Origin of the sequence: Paenibacillus sp. FSL H7-0323, assembly GCF_038002725.1 — a bacterium.
In the GTDB taxonomy this organism is placed as follows: Bacteria; Bacillota; Bacilli; order Paenibacillales; family Paenibacillaceae; genus Paenibacillus_AQ; species Paenibacillus_AQ odorifer.
Genome location: NZ_JBBODB010000001.1, coordinates 3,392,567 through 3,412,986, shown reverse-complemented (window position 1 = coordinate 3,412,986; position 20,420 = coordinate 3,392,567). Strand labels below are relative to the sequence as shown.

Annotated in this window: 16 protein-coding genes; 14 read left to right on the top strand and 2 right to left on the bottom strand. The window is 45.6% G+C overall.

Annotation, left to right across the window (positions count from 1 at the left end; all coding sequences use genetic code 11):
• The first annotated feature begins 14 nt into the window (after window positions 1–14).
• From MHH89_RS15595 to leuS, 6 genes are all read left to right on the top strand, one after another.
• Window positions 15–470, top strand: coding sequence for a DUF523 domain-containing protein (locus MHH89_RS15595; protein WP_076129681.1), 456 nt, complete (start codon window positions 15–17; stop codon window positions 468–470).
• A gap of 128 nt (window positions 471–598) precedes the next feature.
• Entirely contained in the window at window positions 599–1,750 is a 1,152-nt protein-coding gene (locus tag MHH89_RS15590) for a cysteine desulfurase family protein (RefSeq protein WP_076129682.1), read from the top strand.
• Between the two features lie 92 nt (window positions 1,751–1,842).
• A complete protein-coding gene (locus tag MHH89_RS15585; protein WP_036677560.1) occupies window positions 1,843–2,364 on the top strand; it encodes a PRC-barrel domain-containing protein in 522 nt (173 codons plus the stop codon).
• A gap of 14 nt (window positions 2,365–2,378) precedes the next feature.
• The gene (locus tag MHH89_RS15580) at window positions 2,379–2,588 is read left to right on the top strand and encodes a hypothetical protein (protein WP_036677557.1); all 210 of its coding nucleotides are present in this window, start codon (window positions 2,379–2,381) and stop codon (window positions 2,586–2,588) included.
• 179 nt (window positions 2,589–2,767) lie between these two features.
• The gene (locus tag MHH89_RS15575) at window positions 2,768–3,835 is read left to right on the top strand and encodes an AI-2E family transporter (RefSeq protein ID WP_036677553.1); all 1,068 of its coding nucleotides are present in this window, start codon (window positions 2,768–2,770) and stop codon (window positions 3,833–3,835) included.
• 517 nt (window positions 3,836–4,352) lie between these two features.
• On the top strand, window positions 4,353–6,803 hold the full coding sequence (gene leuS, locus MHH89_RS15570) for a leucine--tRNA ligase (protein WP_076129683.1): 2,451 nt from the start codon (window positions 4,353–4,355) through the stop codon (window positions 6,801–6,803).
• Between the two features lie 61 nt (window positions 6,804–6,864).
• Here leuS and comER read toward each other — a convergent pair whose 3' ends face one another.
• Window positions 6,865–7,716 carry a late competence protein ComER gene (gene comER / locus MHH89_RS15565; RefSeq protein ID WP_036677548.1) on the bottom strand — a complete coding sequence of 284 codons (852 nt, stop codon included), beginning with the start codon at window positions 7,714–7,716 and terminating at the stop codon, window positions 6,865–6,867.
• Between the two features lie 187 nt (window positions 7,717–7,903).
• On the opposite strand from comER, the gene MHH89_RS15560 reads away from it, so the two are divergent.
• The 7 genes from MHH89_RS15560 to MHH89_RS15530 all read left to right on the top strand — a co-directional run bounded on the left by MHH89_RS15560 (window position 7,904) and on the right by MHH89_RS15530 (window position 17,674).
• On the top strand, window positions 7,904–8,605 hold the full coding sequence (locus MHH89_RS15560) for a ComEA family DNA-binding protein (RefSeq protein WP_076308797.1): 702 nt from the start codon (window positions 7,904–7,906) through the stop codon (window positions 8,603–8,605).
• A 113-nt stretch (window positions 8,606–8,718) separates the two neighbouring features.
• A complete protein-coding gene (locus MHH89_RS15555; RefSeq protein WP_076137388.1) occupies window positions 8,719–9,237 on the top strand; it encodes a deoxycytidylate deaminase in 519 nt (172 codons plus the stop codon).
• Window positions 9,238–9,351: 114 nt separating this feature from the next.
• The gene (locus tag MHH89_RS15550) at window positions 9,352–12,027 is read left to right on the top strand and encodes a ComEC/Rec2 family competence protein (RefSeq protein WP_076310193.1); all 2,676 of its coding nucleotides are present in this window, start codon (window positions 9,352–9,354) and stop codon (window positions 12,025–12,027) included.
• A gap of 705 nt (window positions 12,028–12,732) precedes the next feature.
• On the top strand, window positions 12,733–14,796 hold the full coding sequence (locus MHH89_RS15545) for a glycosyl hydrolase 115 family protein (RefSeq protein ID WP_256717518.1): 2,064 nt from the start codon (window positions 12,733–12,735) through the stop codon (window positions 14,794–14,796).
• Window positions 14,797–14,930: 134 nt separating this feature from the next.
• On the top strand, window positions 14,931–15,470 hold the full coding sequence (locus MHH89_RS15540) for an RNA polymerase sigma factor (RefSeq protein WP_341087521.1): 540 nt from the start codon (window positions 14,931–14,933) through the stop codon (window positions 15,468–15,470).
• The gene (locus MHH89_RS15535; protein WP_076310165.1) at window positions 15,467–16,585 is read left to right on the top strand and encodes a hypothetical protein; all 1,119 of its coding nucleotides are present in this window, start codon (window positions 15,467–15,469) and stop codon (window positions 16,583–16,585) included. Before MHH89_RS15540 ends, MHH89_RS15535 begins: the two co-directional genes overlap by 4 nt.
• A gap of 72 nt (window positions 16,586–16,657) precedes the next feature.
• Window positions 16,658–17,674, top strand: coding sequence for a LacI family DNA-binding transcriptional regulator (locus tag MHH89_RS15530; protein ID WP_076278809.1), 1,017 nt, complete (start codon window positions 16,658–16,660; stop codon window positions 17,672–17,674).
• Window positions 17,675–18,295: 621 nt separating this feature from the next.
• Here MHH89_RS15530 and MHH89_RS15525 read toward each other — a convergent pair.
• Window positions 18,296–19,246: a sugar kinase gene (locus MHH89_RS15525; protein WP_076179379.1), complete on the bottom strand. Its 951-nt coding sequence runs from the start codon at window positions 19,244–19,246 to the stop codon at window positions 18,296–18,298.
• Between the two features lie 346 nt (window positions 19,247–19,592).
• Between MHH89_RS15525 and MHH89_RS15520 the strand changes: the two genes are divergently transcribed.
• Entirely contained in the window at window positions 19,593–20,234 is a 642-nt protein-coding gene (locus MHH89_RS15520) for a bifunctional 2-keto-4-hydroxyglutarate aldolase/2-keto-3-deoxy-6-phosphogluconate aldolase (RefSeq protein ID WP_038572952.1), read from the top strand.
• Window positions 20,235–20,420: the final 186 nt, after the last annotated feature.

Below are 20,420 nucleotides of genomic sequence, written 5' to 3'. Positions count from 1 at the left end.
AGCGGTGCATATAGGTGATTTTGGTAAGCTCTTGTTTAGCTGGCATGAAGGTAAGATATAATGGTACGGATTGTTTGGATGAGAAAATTCAGAAGCTTTTGAATGAGAATCAGGCTATTGCTGTGTGTCCGGAATTATTAGGGGGATTCTCTACGCCTAGAGAGCCAGCTGAAATTGTCGGCGGGGATGGTGAGGATGTGCTTGCAGGAACGGCAAAAGTAGTGGACCGGTCGGGAACAGATGTAACAGAACTATATTTAAAAGGGGCCTATATTACGCTTGAAAAAGCTCAAGAGGTTTCAGCCACGATGGTAGTCCTCAAGGAAAACAGTCCTTCTTGCGGCAGCACCATGATTTATAACGGAGAGTTCAAAGGGAAGAAGATCGCTGGCAACGGCGTGACTGCGGCTTTACTTAGAAAAAACGGCATAGAAGTTACCTCTGAAGAGAATTGGCTGTCATTATCCTAGCCTATGTAGGGAATTGATTACAATATTGTGTTCTTTAGTTTGTGGAAAACTAACTTCTCGCGCGGTATAATTTAATAGTTCTTAAAAACGAACTATTGTCCTATACCCTAGAAGTGGAGAAATGAATGATGAAAACCATCTATTTGGACCACGCCGCATCAACTCCGGTTCATCCCGAGGTGGCCAAGGTCATGCTGAATATAATGACAGAACAATATGGAAATGCGTCCAGTGTACATCAGTTCGGACGTTCAGCCAAGAAAATATTAAATGGGGCGCGCGATACTATCGCCGCCTTTTTAGGCTGCTCGCCGGAAGAGTGGGTGTTCACTGGCGGCGGAACCGAAAGCGACAATCTAGCCCTCTATGGAGCTGTCGCTGCTGTTGCCCAGAAAGGCAATCATATTATCACCTCTGCGATAGAACATCATGCGGTGCTACATACCTGCGAAGAGCTGGAGAAGGAAGGCTTTAAGGTTACTTATCTTCCTGTGGATTCTACAGGCCGAGTATCCGTTGCAGACGTAGAAGCAGCGGTGCAGGAAGACACGGTGCTAATCAGTGTAATGTATGCCAATAATGAGGTAGGAACCGTTCAGCCGATTCAGGAAATTGGCCAGCTTGCCAGAGAGCGGGGAATTCTGTTCCATGTTGATGCTGTACAAGCTCTTGGTGCCTTACCGATCACACTGCGGGAGCTTCCGGTAGATTACATGAGCTTTACAGCTCACAAAATCAATGGACCTGGGGGGATCGGTGGCCTTTATGTGCGGAGTGGAGCACCGCTGCATCCAAGACTCCACGGTGGCCTTCAAGAGCGCGGCAGACGAGCCGGAACAGAAAATCTAGCAGGTACTGCTGGATTTGCCAAGGCTGTTGAGATAGCAGTTACAGGTCTATCAGAACGTCGACAAAAAGTGCAGCTCCTGCGCAATAGACTACTTGAAGAGCTGGATACGCTGATTGGACGGGAAAGTTATTCGATTAACGGCAATACCGAGCATTTTTTGCCAAGTATACTGAATTTGAGCTTCCCGGGAGCTAGAACAGATGTTATGCTGATGAACCTGGATATGGACGGGATTGCGGCGGCAAGCGGTTCAGCCTGCACGTCAGGATCACTGGAAATATCCCATGTTCTGAGAGCAATGGAGCTTCCAGAAAATATTTTAGGGTCCGCGATTCGATTTAGCATGGGTTTGGGTAATACTACTGAAGAAATTGAGTACGTTGCTCGAAAAGTTGAAACCATTCTGAATCGGCTGCGTATCAGAGACTAGTTACTTCTAGGCTATGATAGGTATCCCGATCATTCGGGCTTTCACTTTTTGAGAACTCGTAATTACACTCAAAGTGAGGAGACCGAGCAGCCATGAAACTTCAAGATCTGATCGGCTTGGCTGTATATGAAGTTGAAGAGGGTAACGCAATCGGCAAAATTGTCGATATTTTGCTCGATTCAAACTGGAATATTACGGGTATTGAACTGGAAAGCAAATCTTTTTTTGGTGGCCATGTGAAATTTGTGGCATGGGAAGATATTGTGGCCTACGGCGAGGATGCTGTCATGATTCGTAGTAAAGAGTCGATTGATAAGATAGATGCCGATCATATACCTTGTACTTTTCTACTTGGAAAGAACAAACTTAAGGATTTAAAAGTGCTAACTACAACTGGAACTATACTCGGACGAATATCTGATGTTTATTTTGACCAAAAGTTGGGAAACACAATAGGAGCGCTGGAAATTAGTGACGGGCTTGTCACTGATTTGATCGAAGGCCGCAAATGGCTGCCTTGTTCTGACGAGATGTCCATTGGTGAGAATGCATTAATGGTTCCTGCGATGAGCGAAGAACGGCTACAAAAAGCCATTAATATTGTTAACGGATAGGTGGAATGTATTATATGAAGTGTCCAAACTGCAACTCCAAAGATATCGGAAAGATCGGTTCCCACCAGTTTTATTGCTGGGGCTGTTTCATCGAATTGACGGTAAATGGCGAGAAAATGTCGGTTTATCAAGTTGAAGAAGACGGCACACTAAGCTCACTGGACGACCTGTTCTCCGGGGATGATATGACTCAGGATTTCCCGCAAATTCATGCGTCGTCTTAACTATGAATCTTGCTTTGTAAGCAAGACTGCTCTATGTACTTAAGCGTCAATTTCCTTTCAGCTGAAATCAGTTGCAAGGTTATTGACGCTTTTTTGTGTGTTTGATGGTTATTTTGCTGCGGCCATACATATACTTATTTACGAAGCTAGTCCAGGCTCTACCGCAGGAGGGTACTCTCATGGAACAATGGTCCCAAAGTAAATGGTTCCGCTGGATGATCGGAGTGCTGCTATCCCTGATCATTTTGTATTTTGTTTGGTTGCTTCGTCCGATGCTGCAGGGGATTTTTGTATTCTTAAAGGCAATCCTCGCTCCATTTCTGGCAGCTATGATTATTTCCTATGTGCTGAATCCCGTGGTTAGTATGCTGGCCGGACGGAAGATGCCGCGTAGCGTAGCTGTTCTACTTATATATGCAGTGTTTCTAACGGCGATTACCGTGATCGCCATCAACCTTATCCCGATGTTTATTGAGCAGCTTGAAGAGTTAAATGAACATCTGCCTGAGATCACACTGCAAGCCCAAGGCCTGATGAGCCATATGAATACAAGGCTAATACCACCTGGGGTTGAAATGGGGATGAACAACTGGTTTTTTCAACTGGAGAATCGTCTGGCCGAAGGGATTTCTCATTTTCTCGATAACATAGGGACAACGATTAACTTGCTGTTCAATGCTTTTATCGTGCCGTTTCTGGTGTTCTATATTCTGAAGGATTTTGACGTATTTGAACGGACGGTGGTCTCTTGTCTGCCCCGCGCACGCCGCAAGTCTATTGTTACTTTGTTAAAAGATATTGATGCCGCGCTCGGCAATTACATTCGCGGACAATTTCTGGTCTGCATCATTATAGGTGTGCTCGCCTATATCGGCTATGCTATCGTCGGAATGCCTTATGCCTTACTGTTCGCCAGTGTGGTGGCAGTATTTAATATTGTTCCGTATATGGGTCCTTTTCTAGGGGCTGCACCTGCCATTGTGATGGCTTCGACCGTCTCTTTTCGATTAGTTCTACTGGTTGCTGTGGTAAACACTTTATGCCAAATTGTGGAGAGCAATATTATTTCTCCACAGGTAGTAGGCAGGACGCTACATTTGCATCCGCTGCTTATTATCTTTGCATTGCTGGTAGGTGGTGAGCTGGCAGGGATGATTGGACTGATCCTTGCTGTACCGTTCTTTGCAGCTGCAAAAGTCGTTATTCAACACTTTATGGCGTTTTTAATCAAACGAAAGCCTGTATAAAGGGATAATCATTGACTATTGATAACAGTTTTGTATATAATGTTGGGGAATATTACTGATGACTCAGTATATAGTTGTTCGATGATGAGGAGTATTAATTCTATACCGTTATTGCAGAGAGCCGGCACTAAGGTGCGAGTCGGTTAACGGAACAGAGTGAACTCACCTCGGAGTAACGGTGCAAGTTTACAGGATATCCATAAGAGATAATGGATGTCATGAATGAACCGCCGTCGCCTCACCCCCGCTAAAGGGTGCAAAGTGAGTGGCAGAATAAAGTATATTCAGCCGCTAACTAGGGTGGTACCACGGGAATTATAACCTCTCGTCCCTAGCGATAATACGCTAGGGATGGGAGGTTTTTTTGTAAATATAAGAGAGTATACGTTTCACGCAATACTTCATGTCTTATATTTCCCGCATAAATGCTTACCGTCCTTATATGGACACCGAGGGCGAATATGCTTGGTTAAGAAATAAGAAATCTAAGAAGTAACACTCCAAGGAGGAGCAGACAATGAGCGACAACCAAACAAATAGCATACCCGCTACTGGTTACCGGGCGCAGGCTATTGAGCCGAAATGGCAAAAGTTCTGGGATGAGAACAAAAGCTTTAAGACAGGAGAAGATCCTGAAAAACCCAATTTTTATGCACTGGATATGTTTCCGTATCCTTCAGGTGCAGGACTGCACGTAGGTCATCCAGAGGGTTACACAGCGACGGATATCGTTTCTCGCTACAAACGGATGCGCGGTTTCAACGTATTGCATCCGATGGGCTGGGATGCTTTTGGACTTCCGGCTGAGCAGTATGCGATGGATACCGGCCAGCATCCACGTGATTTTACCGATAAGAACATCGATAATTTCCGTCGTCAGATCAAATCGCTGGGTTTCTCCTACGATTGGGACCGCGAGATCAGTACGACTGATCCGGATTATTATAAATGGACACAATGGATATTTATCCAGTTGTATAACAAAGGCCTGGCTTATGTAGCAGAAGTACCTGTTAACTGGTGTGAGGCACTGGGTACGGTACTTGCCAACGAAGAGGTTATCGATGGTAAAAGTGAGCGCGGAGGTCACCCTGTCGTGCGCAAACCGATGCGTCAATGGATTCTGAGAATTACAGAGTACGCTGAGCGTTTGCTGGAGGATCTGGAAGAGCTGGATTGGTCCGAAAGCATCAAGGATATGCAGCGCAACTGGATCGGGAAATCAACAGGTGCAGAAGTGAACTTTAACATTGAAGGTCACGAAGCTAACCTGACCGTGTTTACTACACGACCAGATACACTGTTCGGAGCAAGTTACTGCGTATTGGCACCAGAGCATGAGCTTGTTGATGTGATTACAACTGAAGCACAGCGTGCTGCTGTGGCAGAATATCGTGAAAAAGCTTCTCGTAAGAGCGATCTGGAGCGTACGGATTTGGCGAAAGAGAAGAGTGGTGTCTTCACAGGCGCATATGCAATTAATCCTGTGAATGGTGCGAAGGCGCCAATCTGGATTGCAGATTATGTGCTTGCTGGTTACGGAACGGGAGCAATTATGGCAGTTCCGGGTCACGATACTCGCGACTGGGAATTTGCTAAACAATTCGGCCTGAATATCGTGGAAGTCGTTCAAGGCGGCAACGTTGAAGAAGAGGCTTATTCCGGAGATGGCCCGCATGTCAATTCTGATTTCCTGAATGGACTCAAGAATGAAGAAGCGATTGCGAAGATGATTGCTTGGTTGGAAGAGAAGGGCGTAGGTAAAGGCAAAGTAACTTATCGTCTGCGTGACTGGCTGTTCAGCCGTCAACGCTACTGGGGAGAGCCGATTCCAATTCTGCATTTGGAAGACGGCACAATGAAGACTGTTCCGGTGGATCAGCTGCCGCTGGTACTGCCAGATGTAGAGGCAATCAAACCTTCGGGTACAGGGGAATCTCCACTTGCGAATGTAACAGAGTGGGTGGAAACTATCGATCCTGAGACTGGCATGAAGGCTCGCCGCGAGACGAACACCATGCCGCAATGGGCGGGCAGCTGCTGGTATTACCTGCGTTATATTGATCCGAAAAACGATCAAGAGCTTTGCTCCCCTGAGAAGCAAAAAGCCTGGCTTCCAGTAGATCTGTATATTGGTGGAGCAGAACATGCCGTGCTTCACTTGCTCTATGCACGTTTCTGGCACAAGGTGCTTTATGATCTCGGCGTAGTTGAAACAAAAGAACCTTTCCATAAGCTGGTTAACCAAGGTATGATTCTTGGAAATAATAATGAAAAAATGAGTAAATCACGCGGAAATGTCATCAACCCTGATGAGATTGTAGAAGCATTTGGTGCAGATACGCTGCGTGTGTATGAAATGTTTATGGGCCCTCTGGAAGCAACCAAACCTTGGAATGAAAAGGGTGTAGAAGGAGTTCACCGTTTCTTGTCCCGTGTATGGCGCCTGTTCGTGAGTGAAGATGGTAAGCTGAGCACCAAAATCACAGCAGACGGTGGCACTGACGAGTTCAAACGCACTTGGCACAAGACCATTAAGAAGGTCACTGATGATTTCGAGCATCTGCGTTTCAATACCTCAATTAGCCAATTGATGATTTTTATTAACGATGCTTATAAGCAAGAAACTTTGTCCCAAGAAGCTGCTGAACACTTCGTACAAATGTTGTCACCACTGGCGCCTCACATCGCTGAAGAGCTGTGGCAGCTGCTCGGTCACGAAGGAAGTATCAGCTACGTGGCTTGGCCAACGTATGATGAAGCATGGACGGTGGATGCTGAGGTTGAAATCGTTATTCAGGTAAATGGTAAAATCGTACAACGCGCATTGATCCCGCAGGATATGGGTCAAGAAGAGATGCAAGCTCATGCGTTGTCACTCCCGAATGTGAGTGCAGCAGTAGAAGGTAAAACCGTACGCAAGATCATTGCGGTTCCTGGCAAGCTTGTAAATATCGTAGTGGGTTAAGCGAAGAACGCAATATTGCCCGCAGCAACGGAGAATTCCGTGCTGCGGGTTTTATTGTTTTCTAACGGTCTACGGGACTTTGAATAATACCGTCATGCCCAAATAACGCATCCAGCTTGGTAACATCCTCATCGTATTTATCATGGGTAGTCATGATGAGACGTTCGAATACGCCCTCAAGGCTAATGCGAAGATGGTTCAGTGCCTCTGCTGTAATCCCACCACGGACAGCTACACGTTCTTGAAGCTCTTGCGGGGTGAATTCTCCTTCTGTTAGCAGCTTGCCTGTTCCAAGCAGCATTTCACCTGCAAGCCGGCTGATTAACGTCTCTTCAATCCCGGTAACTTCCACCGCAGCTTCAATCCAGCGTTCAATGAAATAGCTCAAGAACGCAGGTCCGCAGCTGGAGAAATCAGAAGCGATTCGGGTATGGGCCTCTTGAATTTCCAAAGGAACACCTATGAAAGACAACAGCTGCAGCAGCACGAGCCTGTCTTCTTTATTAAGCCTGCTGCCAAATATGCACAGTGATGTCCCACTTTTGACACAGTGTGTAATGCTGGGGATGATCTTGGCTATTTTGGACGGCAAAGCGGATTCCAGATGTTGCAATTGAACGGGACTTGTAATGGATACGACGATTTGATCGCTACGGAGATAAGGGCCGATCTCATCTGTTAAGGTTTTGAATTCCAGCGGTTTTACACATAAAAAAACAATGTCACTTCCAGTCGCTGTTTCACTATTGCTTCCGCATAAGTTTATGCCGGGATGACGATCTTCTAGCTCCAGCAGTTTATTCAGACTGCGGTTGCTGGCGAGTACATCGCACGGATTCAGGGCTCCGGAAGAAAGAAAGGCGTCAATCAGCAGGCTGCCCATGCTGCCTGTTCCGATAAATCCAACTTTCACCTGTGGTTCCTCCTTTCTAGCGTTGCTTATTTACTAACTGACATGAATGCTCTTCGTTATATGTATGCAGGATAGACTTGGACAGATGACAGGTTTTGTATGAATTATTAAAGGAGTTTCCAGCCGCAGGAATGTATGAAGATTCACAAAAAGGCATAAGAAGAATTTTTGTGAGGAGGAAAGTAATATGAATAAAGGAAGTATCGTACTCGGAGTGGCTGCTGCTGTAATAGGAAGTGGGCTTTTATGGGCGGCAGGGAGCAAGGGCGATTCCGGGATTGCCGGGTGGGAGACTTTGAATGTTGGTATGGAGCAAGCGGTTGGAATCGCTGAGTCTGGTGCCGCTCCAGCTGCTGGGGGCAGTGAGGGAGGTCATCAGACGAAGGGAAATAAGCTACATTTAGAGAAAGATGCAGGGCAGGCTGAAGCTGCTGGGAATGCTGAAGAAGGTGAGAAGGTTAAGGAGGCAGCGCAAGCAGAACAAGCTGATCAAACTTCGGAAGCTGAAAAAGCTTCGACAGCAGTTGCGGGGGAGAGAGCAGAAGGAGCGGGCCAAACGCCAATGGCAGAAGGCCAAACACCAGCAGGGGCAGAAGTTCAAATGCCAAACATTGCAGGGAAGCAAACGCCGGCAGGGGATAAAGTTGTTGCGGCTAAGGAGACAACTGAGCTTTCCATATCAGCAGCTTCACAGGAAGGTAAAGTAAATGTGAATACTGCGGGTGTTAAGGAGCTGATGGATCTTCCGGGCATCGGAGAAAAGAAGGCTCAGGCAATTATGGATTACCGCAACCGTGCAGGGACCTTTCGCAGCCTGTCTGATCTGGGAAAGGTAAAGGGGATAGGACCTAAAATGCTGGAGAAGTTAAAAGCTTTAGTAATATTTTGAAGATAAATAAGAAATGAAGATCGTTGGAAGTGCCACAACCGTTGTCCTAGTGAAAACTTGCGGGGATGTGCTACAATAGTTAACAACTATTTAGAAGGATATGGAGATTGATTATGACTACTGCCTATCGTAAAGACTGGGATACTTATTTCATGGACATTGCCTGTATGGTCTCAACTCGTTCACGCTGCTCACGACGACATGTAGGTGCTGTACTGGTGCAAGGCAAGAAGCTGCTTGGTACCGCGTACAACGGGGCGCCAATGGGCGTACCTGATTGCTCAGAGGCAGGTTGTATGCTCTCGGAGCAATATGAGATGGAGATCGTGGATGGCGTAGAGACTATGGTGAAGAAACAGCGCTGCATTCGCACGATTCATGCCGAACAGAATCTTTTGCTATTCACAGACCGGATTGACCGGGAAGGCAGTACCGTCTACGTGACGGATGAGCCTTGCTGGACCTGTGCAAATATGCTGGCTAATAGCGGTATTGTGGAGATTGTGTATTATCGTCCTTACCGTAAGGATATGGAAAAGGTAGAAGCAATGATGGCTGCCAAAGGCATCGTATTTCGCCAATTGGAGAATTATGAGCCGCCAAGTGAAACGATGATTAAAGTAGCGGAGTAGCTGTATTGTACAACCCTAATTGAATAAGATGGCTTGAGGAAGAACCTCTCGTGCGCTTTTATGGCGTATGCAGAGGTTCTTTTTTTTATCTTGCGAAAGGAGGAGAATGGAGGCTTGAAGGAGAGACCCTTATTAAGTTTTACAGTGTGTTGGGTGGCTGGAAGTGCAGCAGCGTGTTTATTCTCAGGGATTAGCTTATGGTTGGCGTGGGCTGGATTACTATTTTTACTGGTTAGTATGAGGGTTTGGGTGAACATGAGCTGGAAACAGCTGGTGATATTTTGTTTGGCGATTAGTTTATCCGCTGGATATTGGGAATGGAATGAAGGCCGTAATTTAAGTCACCTGCCTGAAGCGCTAGGGAGATTATTGTCGGAGTTGAATGAGACTGCCGTGGAGGCTAAGGGGACGATAGTTTCCGTTGTGGAACGGGACGGGGACCGGGTTGATTTCACGATGAAGCTCTCAGAGTTATCGTTGATTACTGAGGAAGATGCCGCTTCACCTGATCCGCGGGACGAACAAGATAAAAGAGTGCATGGGGAGTTAATTATGGTGCAGATCAAACTACTTGCCGAGCAAGAAATCGCTATTGCTGCGGAGTGGCGCAGAGGGGATCAGGTGTCGCTAAACGGTGTACTTGAAGAGCCAGCAACAGCGCGGAATTACGGAGGGTTTGATTATCGGGCCTATTTGCATACGCAGAAGATTCACTGGCTTCTAAAGAGTCAAGGTGCAGAAAATGTGCAAGCAACTGCTCCAGATTCATGGAATCCGTTAATGATCTTACGCTGGAATGATAAAGCGCGGGCAGTTCTTGGAGCGGAGACGGATCGGCTGTTTCAAGCGCGCCACTCTGGATATATGAAGGGTTTGGTGATTGGGATGCAGGATGATCTCGATCCGGATACTTTTAAGCAGTTCTCACAACTTGGTTTGACACATATCCTCGCCATTTCAGGTATGCATGTTGCGGTGTATGTTGGTGTTCTTTTATTTATATTCAGGCGCTTACGGATGACAAAAGAAACCACGCTAACAGTCACCTTAGTGCTCGTTCCTGTATACGTCCTGTTGACAGGTGCGGGTCCGTCTATCGTGCGTGCGGGATTAATGAGTATGATTGCATTGCTCGCTGCACGAGTTGGCATGCTGAAGGATGGACTGAATATTTTGGCTGCAGCGGCACTGGTTATGCTGATTTGGAATCCTTACATGCTGCTCAGTGTCAGTTTCCAGTTGTCGTTTCTGGTGACCTTAGGATTAATGGTCTACGTTCCGCTTATGGACCCTCTGCTGAGCGCACTGCCACGCTGGCTTAAAAGCGCCGTCTCTGTGACTCTAGTTGCCCAGTTAGTCTCATTTCCATTGACGATTTATTATTTTAATCAATTTTCTCTGCTGTCTTTAGTGGCTAATCTGGTTTTTGTGCCCTTTATTACTTTTATCGTATTGCCGTTAGGAACGCTTGCGCTACTGCTTGGACGATTGTGGGGAGATGCCGCGATTTTTTTGGCACATATTACGGAGCTGCTGAATAACGTTACTTTTTATGCGGTTGAATGGATTAATGGTTTTGCTGGCGGAGTTCTGATTTGGCGCTCGCCTTCACTGCTTTGGATTGGAGTGTATTATGTCTTATTGTATGGGCTGTTGTATGCTGCCAAGCTAAGAGTAGAAGCCCGCGCAACACCTCAGTATATGGAGGATGAGACGAGGCCGTTAGCTGAGATTGGTTTATCTGTGAACAAGCACGGCGGGTTTGGGGGAACGGGGAGCGCACAGTATTTTTTGGATGAACCTAAGATTGTACGTTGGAGCGGAGCGATTGTTCTACTATCTGCGGTTGGACTGGGCCTAATGCTGTACAAGGGTTATCAGTCAGAACGTCAGGCGGGTAAAGGGACGATTAGTTACCTGGATATCGGGCAAGGCGACAGTATCCTCATCACTACACCAAAAGGAGCTCATATTCTTGTAGATGGTGGAGGAACGTTAAATTTTGGGCAAAAAGAAGAATGGCGCATTCGCCGCAGCCCGTTCGAGGTAGGGGCTAAAGTGTTGGTGCCTTTGCTTAAAAAACGTGGGATCCACCGTCTGGACGCGATTATTTTGACTCATGGGGATCAGGATCATGCCGGGGGACTCCAAGCCGTTATGGAGGCGATTCCGGTTTCGGCACTGCTTTTTAATGGCACACTCGCTGACCGTGAATCTTATATGGAGATGATGCGGACTGCGCTGGAGAACAATGTTCAACTGTATGCCGTACATCAGGGAATGAGGCTTTCCCCGGATGATAAGACGGAGCTGTCCTTTTTATGGCCGGAAGAACAAGATAGAGAGGGAGCAGCGTCAGGTTCTTCTATGCTGAATAGCATCCCACTGCTGGAGGATCAGAACCACGATTCTGTAGTTTTTCGTCTAGAGATGAACGGAAGAAATTTTCTGTTTACCGGAGATATGGATCTGGAAGCCGAGGAGGAGATTGTGCAGCAAGCCCTGCAAAAGCGCATTAACGCAGGACCTGTCATTGACGTTTTGAAAGTAGCTCACCATGGGAGCAAAACTTCAACAGGCGAGTCTTGGCTGCAGTTTTGGCACCCAGCCGCTGCGGTAATTTCTGCAGGAGTAAATAATCTATATGGTCATCCGAAAGCTGAGGTATTGGAACGTTTGAAAGCTAATCAAGCTGCTATTTATAGAACGGATCAGCAGGGAGAGATCCAGATGCGTGTGCGGGCCGAAGGGATTATTGTGCGTCATAAGTTGGCGGAGGGAGCGGATTAGGGAGGTAGTCGAGTAATGTGATTGAGTGCTGGGTTGGTGTATGTTAATTTTCGCAGGCTCTATAAAGTCCCTTTAAGGCCCCTTTAAAGCTCCTTTCGTGGTCTTTTACACCACTATAAAATCTAAAACCTTGTTTAGTTGCACTTTGTGCAATAGATCGCAATTTAAAGTAGCTGGTTCTTCATTTAGTTGCACTTTGTACACTTAAAATCTGGAAAAACGCCTATTTTCTAATTTTGAGCAGAAATAGTTGCATGAAGTGCAACTAAATCACTTTATGAGCTGGAAAGATCTTTTTTAGTTGCACAAAGTGCAACTAAACGCTCCATATGAACATATCAAAGCACCTCAGTTACATATTATCGTTGTAGCGATACTAACTTTCACATAAGTTCCTGTTACTTGCTGATGATCCCAGTTCATTTGTTCTAGCACCAGCTGTTCTAAGTATGTAACTGTTGTCCCTGTCTAGCACCAGCTGCTCTAATGCTAGTAACTGTTGTCCTTTCTAGCACCAGCTGCTCTAATCCAGTTGCCGCCGTCCTCCTCCAGTAATTATTACGCATGCACAATATATGTAAACGCTTTATAATAGAGATAGAAGATTCTGGTAAACTCTATGCCTACTTAAACTATGTTGCAAAGTGCGGTGGTGAGAAGCTTGTGTCCTCCGTGTTTTGTAGCGAATTAGGAGATGAAGCGATAGTGAATACATATGCAGAATTTAGAGTCACAGCGGAAAGTGTATATGATGTTCAAGTGGAACGCAGTAATCCAATTGGACATGCTTGGCGGATGATCGCCAGGGATCATGAGCAGGTGTTCGGAAAAGCTCCGGTACAAGGAGCAGCAGCTACTGTAATTATTCGTTATGCGACAGAGGATGATGGCTGCCCGGAATGGGCGGAGGGTTTTTGTTTGCGTTTTACAGGTAGTGAAGAGGATCGGATCTTGCATATTATCGGCCGCGATGAATTGGGCATTATTTATGGGATGCTTCATTATAGCCGCCACGTGCTTGGTGTCGATCCCTTCTGGTTCTGGGCGGAGCTTCCTCCTGTTAAGAAAGATGCGATCAATTTACCTGTTTCTGATTACAACAGCATTCAGCCAAAGGTACGCTACCGAGGTTGGTTCGTGAATGATGAAGTGTGTCTTATCGGCTGGAAGGAGGATTATCCTCCGACGGCGGAGGTATGGGAGCCTGTTTTTGAAGCGCTGCTGCGCTGTGGTGGAAATATGGTAATCCCCGGGACGGATTTGCCGAGAAACGGAATTCATCATCAGCTTGCGGTGGATATGGGACTGTGGATCACACATCATCATGCGGAGCCGCTTGGTGCGCAAATGTTCCTGCGTGCTTTTCCGGGCAAGCAGGCTAGCTATAAAGAATATCCAGAATTATTTGAACAGCTGTGGAGAGAAGCTATCGAGCGGCAAAAAGATGAAAAAACACTCTGGGTGCTCTCCTTTCGCGGACAGGGCGATAAACCTTTTTGGGAGAATGATCCCTCTTTTGATACTCCGGAGAAACGGGGCGATTTGATCTCATTTGTAGTTCGCAAGCAATACGATATGATCTGTGAATATGTGGACCAGCCTGTGTGCTGTATGGCGATGTACGGAGAAATTGCGGAGCTGTATAAACAAGGAAAGATCGAAGTGCCAGAAGGTGTTATTAAAATATGGGCGGATAACGGATACGGTAAAATGGTGTCGCGACGACATGGCCATCTGAATCTGCGCGTGCCTGCTCTACCCGAGGCAGGAGATCAAGGCAAAAACGGGGTATATTACCACGTCACCTTCCACGACTTGCAGGCCTCCAATCATCTAACACAATTCCCAACGGATCCGTCCTTTATAGTGGAGGAATTACAGGGGGCATTTGCGGCAGGGGCTAGTGAATATCTGCTAGTGAATTCAGGGAATATTTTGCCTCATCTCTATACATTAGATCTGACAGCAAAGTTGTGGATGGATGGAACAGCAGATGCTGATGAACAGCTTCAGACCTTCGTTAACCGTTTCTACACAGCGCAGCAGGGGCGAATTGCACAATTGTACAAAAGCTACTTCAAAAACACCATAGTATATGGTCCTAATGCTGACGACCGCGCAGGCGATGAATTCTATCATCATCCGGCAAGGCAGATTATAGGGCATTGGCTGCAAAATAAGACGGAGAGCGATGAGCGACTGCGCTGGGCCTCAGGGGATGTTCCTTTTGTAGAGCAGGTTCGATGGTTCAGGGATCGAGCTGAGCGAGTAATACTAGTCTGGTATCTGCTGCGAAAGCAGTGCCTAGAGGTGATGGAACTTTTACCCGAAAAAGAGCGAAACAGGCTGCATGTTCAACTGCTAGTTCAAATTGAGCTGCATTGGAGCGGGTGCAGAGGATTATCCTCTCTTTGCCAGGCGTATATGTGTTACCAAGAAGAGAGATTTCCAGAGGCGTTTATCGAAGCTTCTCATGCGGTTTGGGATTATAAGGAGGGCCAGCAGGCTCTTTTACGGGCAGAGATCGGCCAGTGGAAGCATTTTTATCGGGCTGATTGGTTGACCAATATTGCCAACACTATAGATCACGTAGAAACGGCCCGTAAATTTTTGCGGATTCAGGGGGATAGTCCGGATATGTTTTTATGGTATAAGGAATATTTGATGCCCGAGACCGAAAAGCATATCTATCTGGAAAATACGCATCGTAATCCGTTATCAGACGATGAGCTTGCACGGCGGCTACAGGAGAAATTCAGCTCTCTTTAAAAAATATCCACACACCACTAGTGAACGCTTAAACGTTCATCGGTGGTGTTTTTTAATAAATGACCTATTTTTTTATTTTAGAGGGAACTTTTTCAAGTTTGGAAAGTCTTATTAGGCAAGAGGTGAGGCGAAACATGCTAAGCGAAGATATACCATATACAGCAGCGTATGCGCCCGCAATGAGTTTGCGGGAAATGATGGAGGCGTATGGCTCGGATGTGTGGAATTATGCTTTTTTCTTAACTAGAAGTCGAGAGCAGGCAAATGATATCAGCCAAGAAGTGTTTTTGAAGGCGTACAAGAATGTTGGGAAATACCGGGGGCAATCTTCGATGAAAACCTGGCTGCTTACGATTACCAGAAATACGGCCTTCAGTTGGAGCAAAAATAGCTTTTGGCGCAGATTCATAGCTTTGGGTGATCAACCTGCTGCTGTTAATGCACCTTCTGCGGAAAAAGAAGCCCTTGGCAATCAGTATGCGAACCGGATCTGGGAAATTATTATGACCCTTCCAGAGAAGAACAGAGAGGTGCTTGTGCTAGATATTCAACATGGATTATCCATTGTCGAAATGTCAGATTTGCTGAATGTAGCACAAGGAACCGTGAAATCTCGGCTCGCGCGGGCGAGAGAGAAGGTTAAAGAGGCTATCCAGAAGGAGGAGAGGGAATGAAACGCAACGCCGATGATAGTAATCCAGTGATGATCGGGCAGACGGATTGGTATGCGCAAGCAGGCAAAAATCCTTTCATTGAAGATGGTTTTACGTCTGAGTTAATGATGCGGATCGAACAGGCTGCTGCGAATAAAAGTTCAGCTTACAAACGTTATTGGATAAATAAAAATGTGGTGTTGACCAGTCTGGCTACGATTTTGTTGATAGGTGCGCTTACCTTCCCTATGGGCATATGGAAAAACACAGGGCCAATCCATTCGTCATCCGTTCAGTCACAAGGCGCAGGCATACTGCCTTCTTCTAGTCCTGCAACTAATGATAAAGCGATAGAGCCTCCGACAAGTCCAGTAGAATTTGAGATTAGCGGTAAGAAATACTACATGCCTTTGCCAATGAACAGAGATAAGAGTAAAGCGTATGCCGTTGAGACAACAGCGGGAATCCTTTGGTCGCCGCCACCCCCGATGGTGGACTACAAGAAGCCAAAGTACACACATCCTACAGAACCGTTCACTCTTTACCTGAGCTCGAAGGACCAGACGGAATTATCGGCTTCTTCAGCTACTAGGATTTATACTTTACCTCTTTTTGCAGGAGGGGCAAGTACTTATCAATATTTGAGTGGATTTTTTGGAGCGGGCGATTACGCTCTGCTATTTACCTATACGAAGACTATAGGTTCAGGCATTATGGAGAATGGTAGATTTTTTATTCTAAATGTTAAAAAAGCAGCGACAGGAGAATCAGTGGTACCGAAAGAGCTTACGTCCTTTGATTGGGAGCTATTAGAATATAAGTCAATAATCGCAGTGGATAAGGAGCATGACCAGATCGTATTTAGTTACCTAGAATACCCGGTAGATAAGACATACCAAGACAAAACAGTGCTTTATGATATGGAGACCTTAAGCATTCAAACACCTGCATCGACCATTGGATTTAGAGACATTAATGGACAATCGTTAACCATGGAATATGAGATGAATGGAGAACTTTATAAAGCTGATATTCTTACGAAAGGTGGACCAGGGTGGTTAGATGAAGATTGGGCATTTTTATCAGAAGAGCGACAAAATGAGCTGTATCAGGAATTTTACAGTCAGACTCCCTAGTAGATAAATCACTAAATAAAAGCTATACTTTTTGATAAAGTATTTTCTTTTGAGAAGAGTGGAGCCGAAGCGATGAAGAAGTTAACGATTGATGATGTGGCTCAAAAAGCGGGAGTTTCGAAAAGTACGGTCTCCCAATTTTTGAACAAACGTTTTAAATATATGAGCGAAGCGACGAAAAACCGGATTGAGGCCGTAATTGAGGAGCTTAATTATCAGCCAAATGGTCTGGCGCGCAGTCTGAAGCAGAACCGGACGCATATGGTCGGGATCATCGTAGCTAATATTGACTACACGCTGTCAATCCAATGTATCCGGGCGATTGAGAATGAGCTGCAGCATCACGGAATCCAAGTGATCATATGCAACGCAGATGAGAATACGGAGAAAGAAAGCAAATATGTAGAAACCTTAATCGCTCGTCAGGTGGATGGGCTGATTATTTTTCCTACAGGGAATAACCCGTCTGCCTATAGCAAGCTGGTAGAGGCTGATTTCCCGCTAGTCTTTATGGATCGTCTAGTAGATGGAATCACCACGCAGAGTCTATTGCTGGATAATGAAATGGCGGCAAAGATAGGCGTAGGGCAGCTAATTCAGCAAGGCCATGAGCGGATTGCTCTGGTGTCCCTTCCAATTGGGGAGCATGCGATTACCCCTCGGAAAGAGCGGATTAGTGGCTACAAAAAAGCGATGGAAGAAGCGGGCATAACGCTGCGTGAGGAGTATATTTGCAGTGTATCCAAAGAGGAATTAGCTTCGGGGCTGGAACACTTATTAGCACTGCCGGAGCCGCCAACTGCACTGCTGGCTACGAACGACATCACACTAGCGGAAATTCTGAAATATGCGAATCGAAATGCCATCTCTATTCCAGAACAGTTGTCGGTCATCGGGATAGATGATGCGGAATTCGCGCAAATTTATAATCCGGTCATTACGACAATCCGTCAGCCTGCTTACGAGATGGGGATGCAGGCTGCCAAGATTATACTCTCTTGTATCGAGGATAAGGGAGCTTCTGTTCCAATTACATATCGTTTCCCGCCGACCTTGCAGCAAGGGCAGTCGGTGAAGTCTTACAAATAAGTTTGAACTATAAAAAGGGGAGTGCCCAGCAGCTATTTCTTAGCTTGCTGGGCACTTCCCCTTTTATTGGACCTAACTTTATCTAAACACTAAACTTGGGTTTGATTGGGTAATATTCTCGCGTAGGAAGTCACTATCGGACTCAGCTGACCTTATATGCAGTATAATCCCATATTTGGAGTACTATCGGACCCCATCGCAGCTATCGGCATGGAAAACATGCTAAATGCCCTTTTTCATAAGGAATAGTGTCACTGGAGTCCGAAACTACGCCGCAAAGGTAAAAAAATTGCAAATAGCGTCTTTTGGGTCCGAAAGCCCCAGAGCGAACTGATTACACTGCTGAAGCATAGCAATAGCAATAGCAATAGCAATAGCAATAGCAAAAGCAAAAGCAAAAGCAAAAGCAAAAGCAAAAGCAAAAGCAAAAGCAAAAGCAAAAGCAAAAGCAAAAGCAAAAGCAAAAGCAAAAGCTTAGCATAGCATAGCATAGCATAGCATAGCATAGCAAAGCCAAAGCCAAAGCCATAGCATAGCAATAGCAGCCAATCAGCAACCCAAAAAGCAGAGCAGCGCTCCTCCAATAACGGAGAATCGCTGCTCTGTGTCTTTTTGCAATTATTAGACTTCTTGTTGCATAAACTTCGCAAGTTCCTCACGGGTGGGAAGTCCGTCCATATCGCCTGGCGACATGACGGCTAACGCACCGATCGCATTGCCGCGTTTGACGGCCTCAGCAATCGGAAGCTTTTCCAGCATCGCACTGATTACGCCAACCGCAAATCCATCACCTGCACCCACCGTATCAACAACCTGCTCCACCTTGAATCCGTCCACGTAACCTTCCCCAGCAGAGGATTTATAGTAAGCGCCTTCAGGGCCAAGCTTGATGACGACTAAGCTTACGCCACGCTCCAGGTAATAGTCTGCAATCTCTTCGGGTGTGCTCAGTCCGGTAAGGATTTTACCTTCACCGAGTCCCGGCAGGAACCAGTCGCAGCGTGTAGCCAGATCATTGATGGTACTCACCATTGTTTCTGTATCCGGCCATAAGCTAGGACGCAGATTAGGATCCAGAGAGATCGTCTTTCCTTTACTCTTCATAAATTCCATAGCGTGAATAGAAAATTCATGACAGCTCTTGGACAAAGCGGCGGAGATACTTGTAACATGCAGATGTCCTGCGGAATTGAAGTAGGCCTCGTCGAAATCCTCCAGACTAAGCGTGGAGGCCGCGGAGTTTTTGCGGAAGTATTCGACCTTTGGATCGCCGGTAACCACTTTCGATTTGATAAGCATGCCTGTTGAATACTCTTTAGTAAAAGTAATATTGTCCGTATTAATGTTCTCATTCTTCATCGCCTGAGCAATGAATGTGCCAAAGTTATCTTCGCCAAGCTTCGTAACATAACCGGTAGGATGATTCAAACGCGACAAGCCTGTAGCCACGTTGCTTTCTGCACCTGCTAATGCTTTGGAGAACGAAAATACTTCATGCAGAGGACCGGCCTCATTCGCATAAAACATCGCCATCGGCTCCCCGAAAGTGACGGCATCCAGCTGTTTACTCATTTTTAGTTCCTCCTAGGGTAATGATTTTATCCCAGTATAATGATTTGTAATTTGAAATTATCACATAAATCGGTTTTGTACAATAAAAGAATAATTGTTAACCAAAAAACTTTTTTCGTAAAAAGAAAATAATGTTTCCATAAACCCTTGTTTTATAAAGGTTTTTCTTAAATTTTATTACTTATTTGCACCTGATGTAATAAAAATGTATTGACTGTTAATCGTATTGTTATTACTATTTCCTTATAGAACAAAACGAAATAATTAGTAAATTTAATAAAAAAGTTTATCTAAAAAAGTATTTCCTGTTTATCTATGATCGTACCAAGAGAAAGGGAGTCTACTGATGAAGAAAATGAAAGTATTGCAGAATGTGGCATCCGTCGGGGTTGTAGCGGTTATTCGAGCAGATAGTGCTGAGGAAGCTTTTAAGATGTCCGTTGCTTGTATAGAAGGCGGTCTAAATAATATTGAGGTAACTTTTACTACACCAGACGCGGATGTGGCGATTAAGAGATTGGTTGCTGAGTACGGAAGTCGTGCGGTGATTGGCGCCGGAACTGTCTTGGACCCGTTAACAGCTAGAATAGCCATTCTTGCAGGTTCAGAGTTTGTGGTTAGTCCCTCTTTTGAAGTGGAGACAGCTAAGATGTGTAATCTTTATGGCATTCCCTATATGCCTGGTTGCATGACATTAAATGAAATGAAGGAAGCGCTGAAGTACGGCGTGGATGTGCTTAAATTGTTCCCTGGCAGTGCTTTCGGGCCGGATTATGTAAAAGCGGTTAAAGGTCCTATGCCACATGTAAATATTATGCCGACCGGTGGCGTGGATTTGAACAATATGGAGAAGTGGATTGCAAACGGCTGCATGGCTGTGGGCATTGGGGGGAATTTGACTGCACCGGCGAAGAATGGCCGATATGATCAGATTACCGATCTTGCTGCCCAATATGTGGCGAAGTTTAAAGAGATAAAAGGGATTTAATGTATTCGAACGGAGATTGAAATCCAGATTCGCGTTTTTATTTATAGGCTGTGTGGCTGACAAACGTTGGCCATGCAGCCTTTTTATGTTGATTTTCTTTGAGCTGTCATTATTCCTTTTATTCTATGCTTTTTAGAAAGTATAGAATCGGGATAAAGATAATAAACTATATAATAGAAGAGTAGT

Excerpts from the sequence above, each read along its gene's own strand:
- MHH89_RS15575 (WP_036677553.1), top strand. The coding sequence starts at position 2,768 with ATGGAACAATGGTCCCAAAGTAAATGGTTCCGCTGGATGATCGGAGTG.
- MHH89_RS15540 (WP_341087521.1), top strand. The coding sequence starts at position 14,931 with ATGCTAAGCGAAGATATACCATATACAGCAGCGTATGCGCCCGCAATG.
- MHH89_RS15585 (WP_036677560.1), top strand. The coding sequence starts at position 1,843 with ATGAAACTTCAAGATCTGATCGGCTTGGCTGTATATGAAGTTGAAGAG.
- MHH89_RS15530 (WP_076278809.1), top strand. The coding sequence starts at position 16,658 with ATGAAGAAGTTAACGATTGATGATGTGGCTCAAAAAGCGGGAGTTTCG.
- MHH89_RS15560 (WP_076308797.1), top strand. The coding sequence starts at position 7,904 with ATGAATAAAGGAAGTATCGTACTCGGAGTGGCTGCTGCTGTAATAGGA.
- MHH89_RS15520 (WP_038572952.1), top strand. The coding sequence starts at position 19,593 with ATGAAGAAAATGAAAGTATTGCAGAATGTGGCATCCGTCGGGGTTGTA.
- MHH89_RS15580 (WP_036677557.1), top strand. The coding sequence starts at position 2,379 with ATGAAGTGTCCAAACTGCAACTCCAAAGATATCGGAAAGATCGGTTCC.
- leuS (WP_076129683.1), top strand. The coding sequence starts at position 4,353 with ATGAGCGACAACCAAACAAATAGCATACCCGCTACTGGTTACCGGGCG.
- MHH89_RS15555 (WP_076137388.1), top strand. The coding sequence starts at position 8,719 with ATGACTACTGCCTATCGTAAAGACTGGGATACTTATTTCATGGACATT.
- MHH89_RS15535 (WP_076310165.1), top strand. The coding sequence starts at position 15,467 with ATGAAACGCAACGCCGATGATAGTAATCCAGTGATGATCGGGCAGACG.
- MHH89_RS15590 (WP_076129682.1), top strand. The coding sequence starts at position 599 with ATGAAAACCATCTATTTGGACCACGCCGCATCAACTCCGGTTCATCCC.
- MHH89_RS15525 (WP_076179379.1), bottom strand. The coding sequence starts at position 19,246 with ATGAGTAAACAGCTGGATGCCGTCACTTTCGGGGAGCCGATGGCGATG.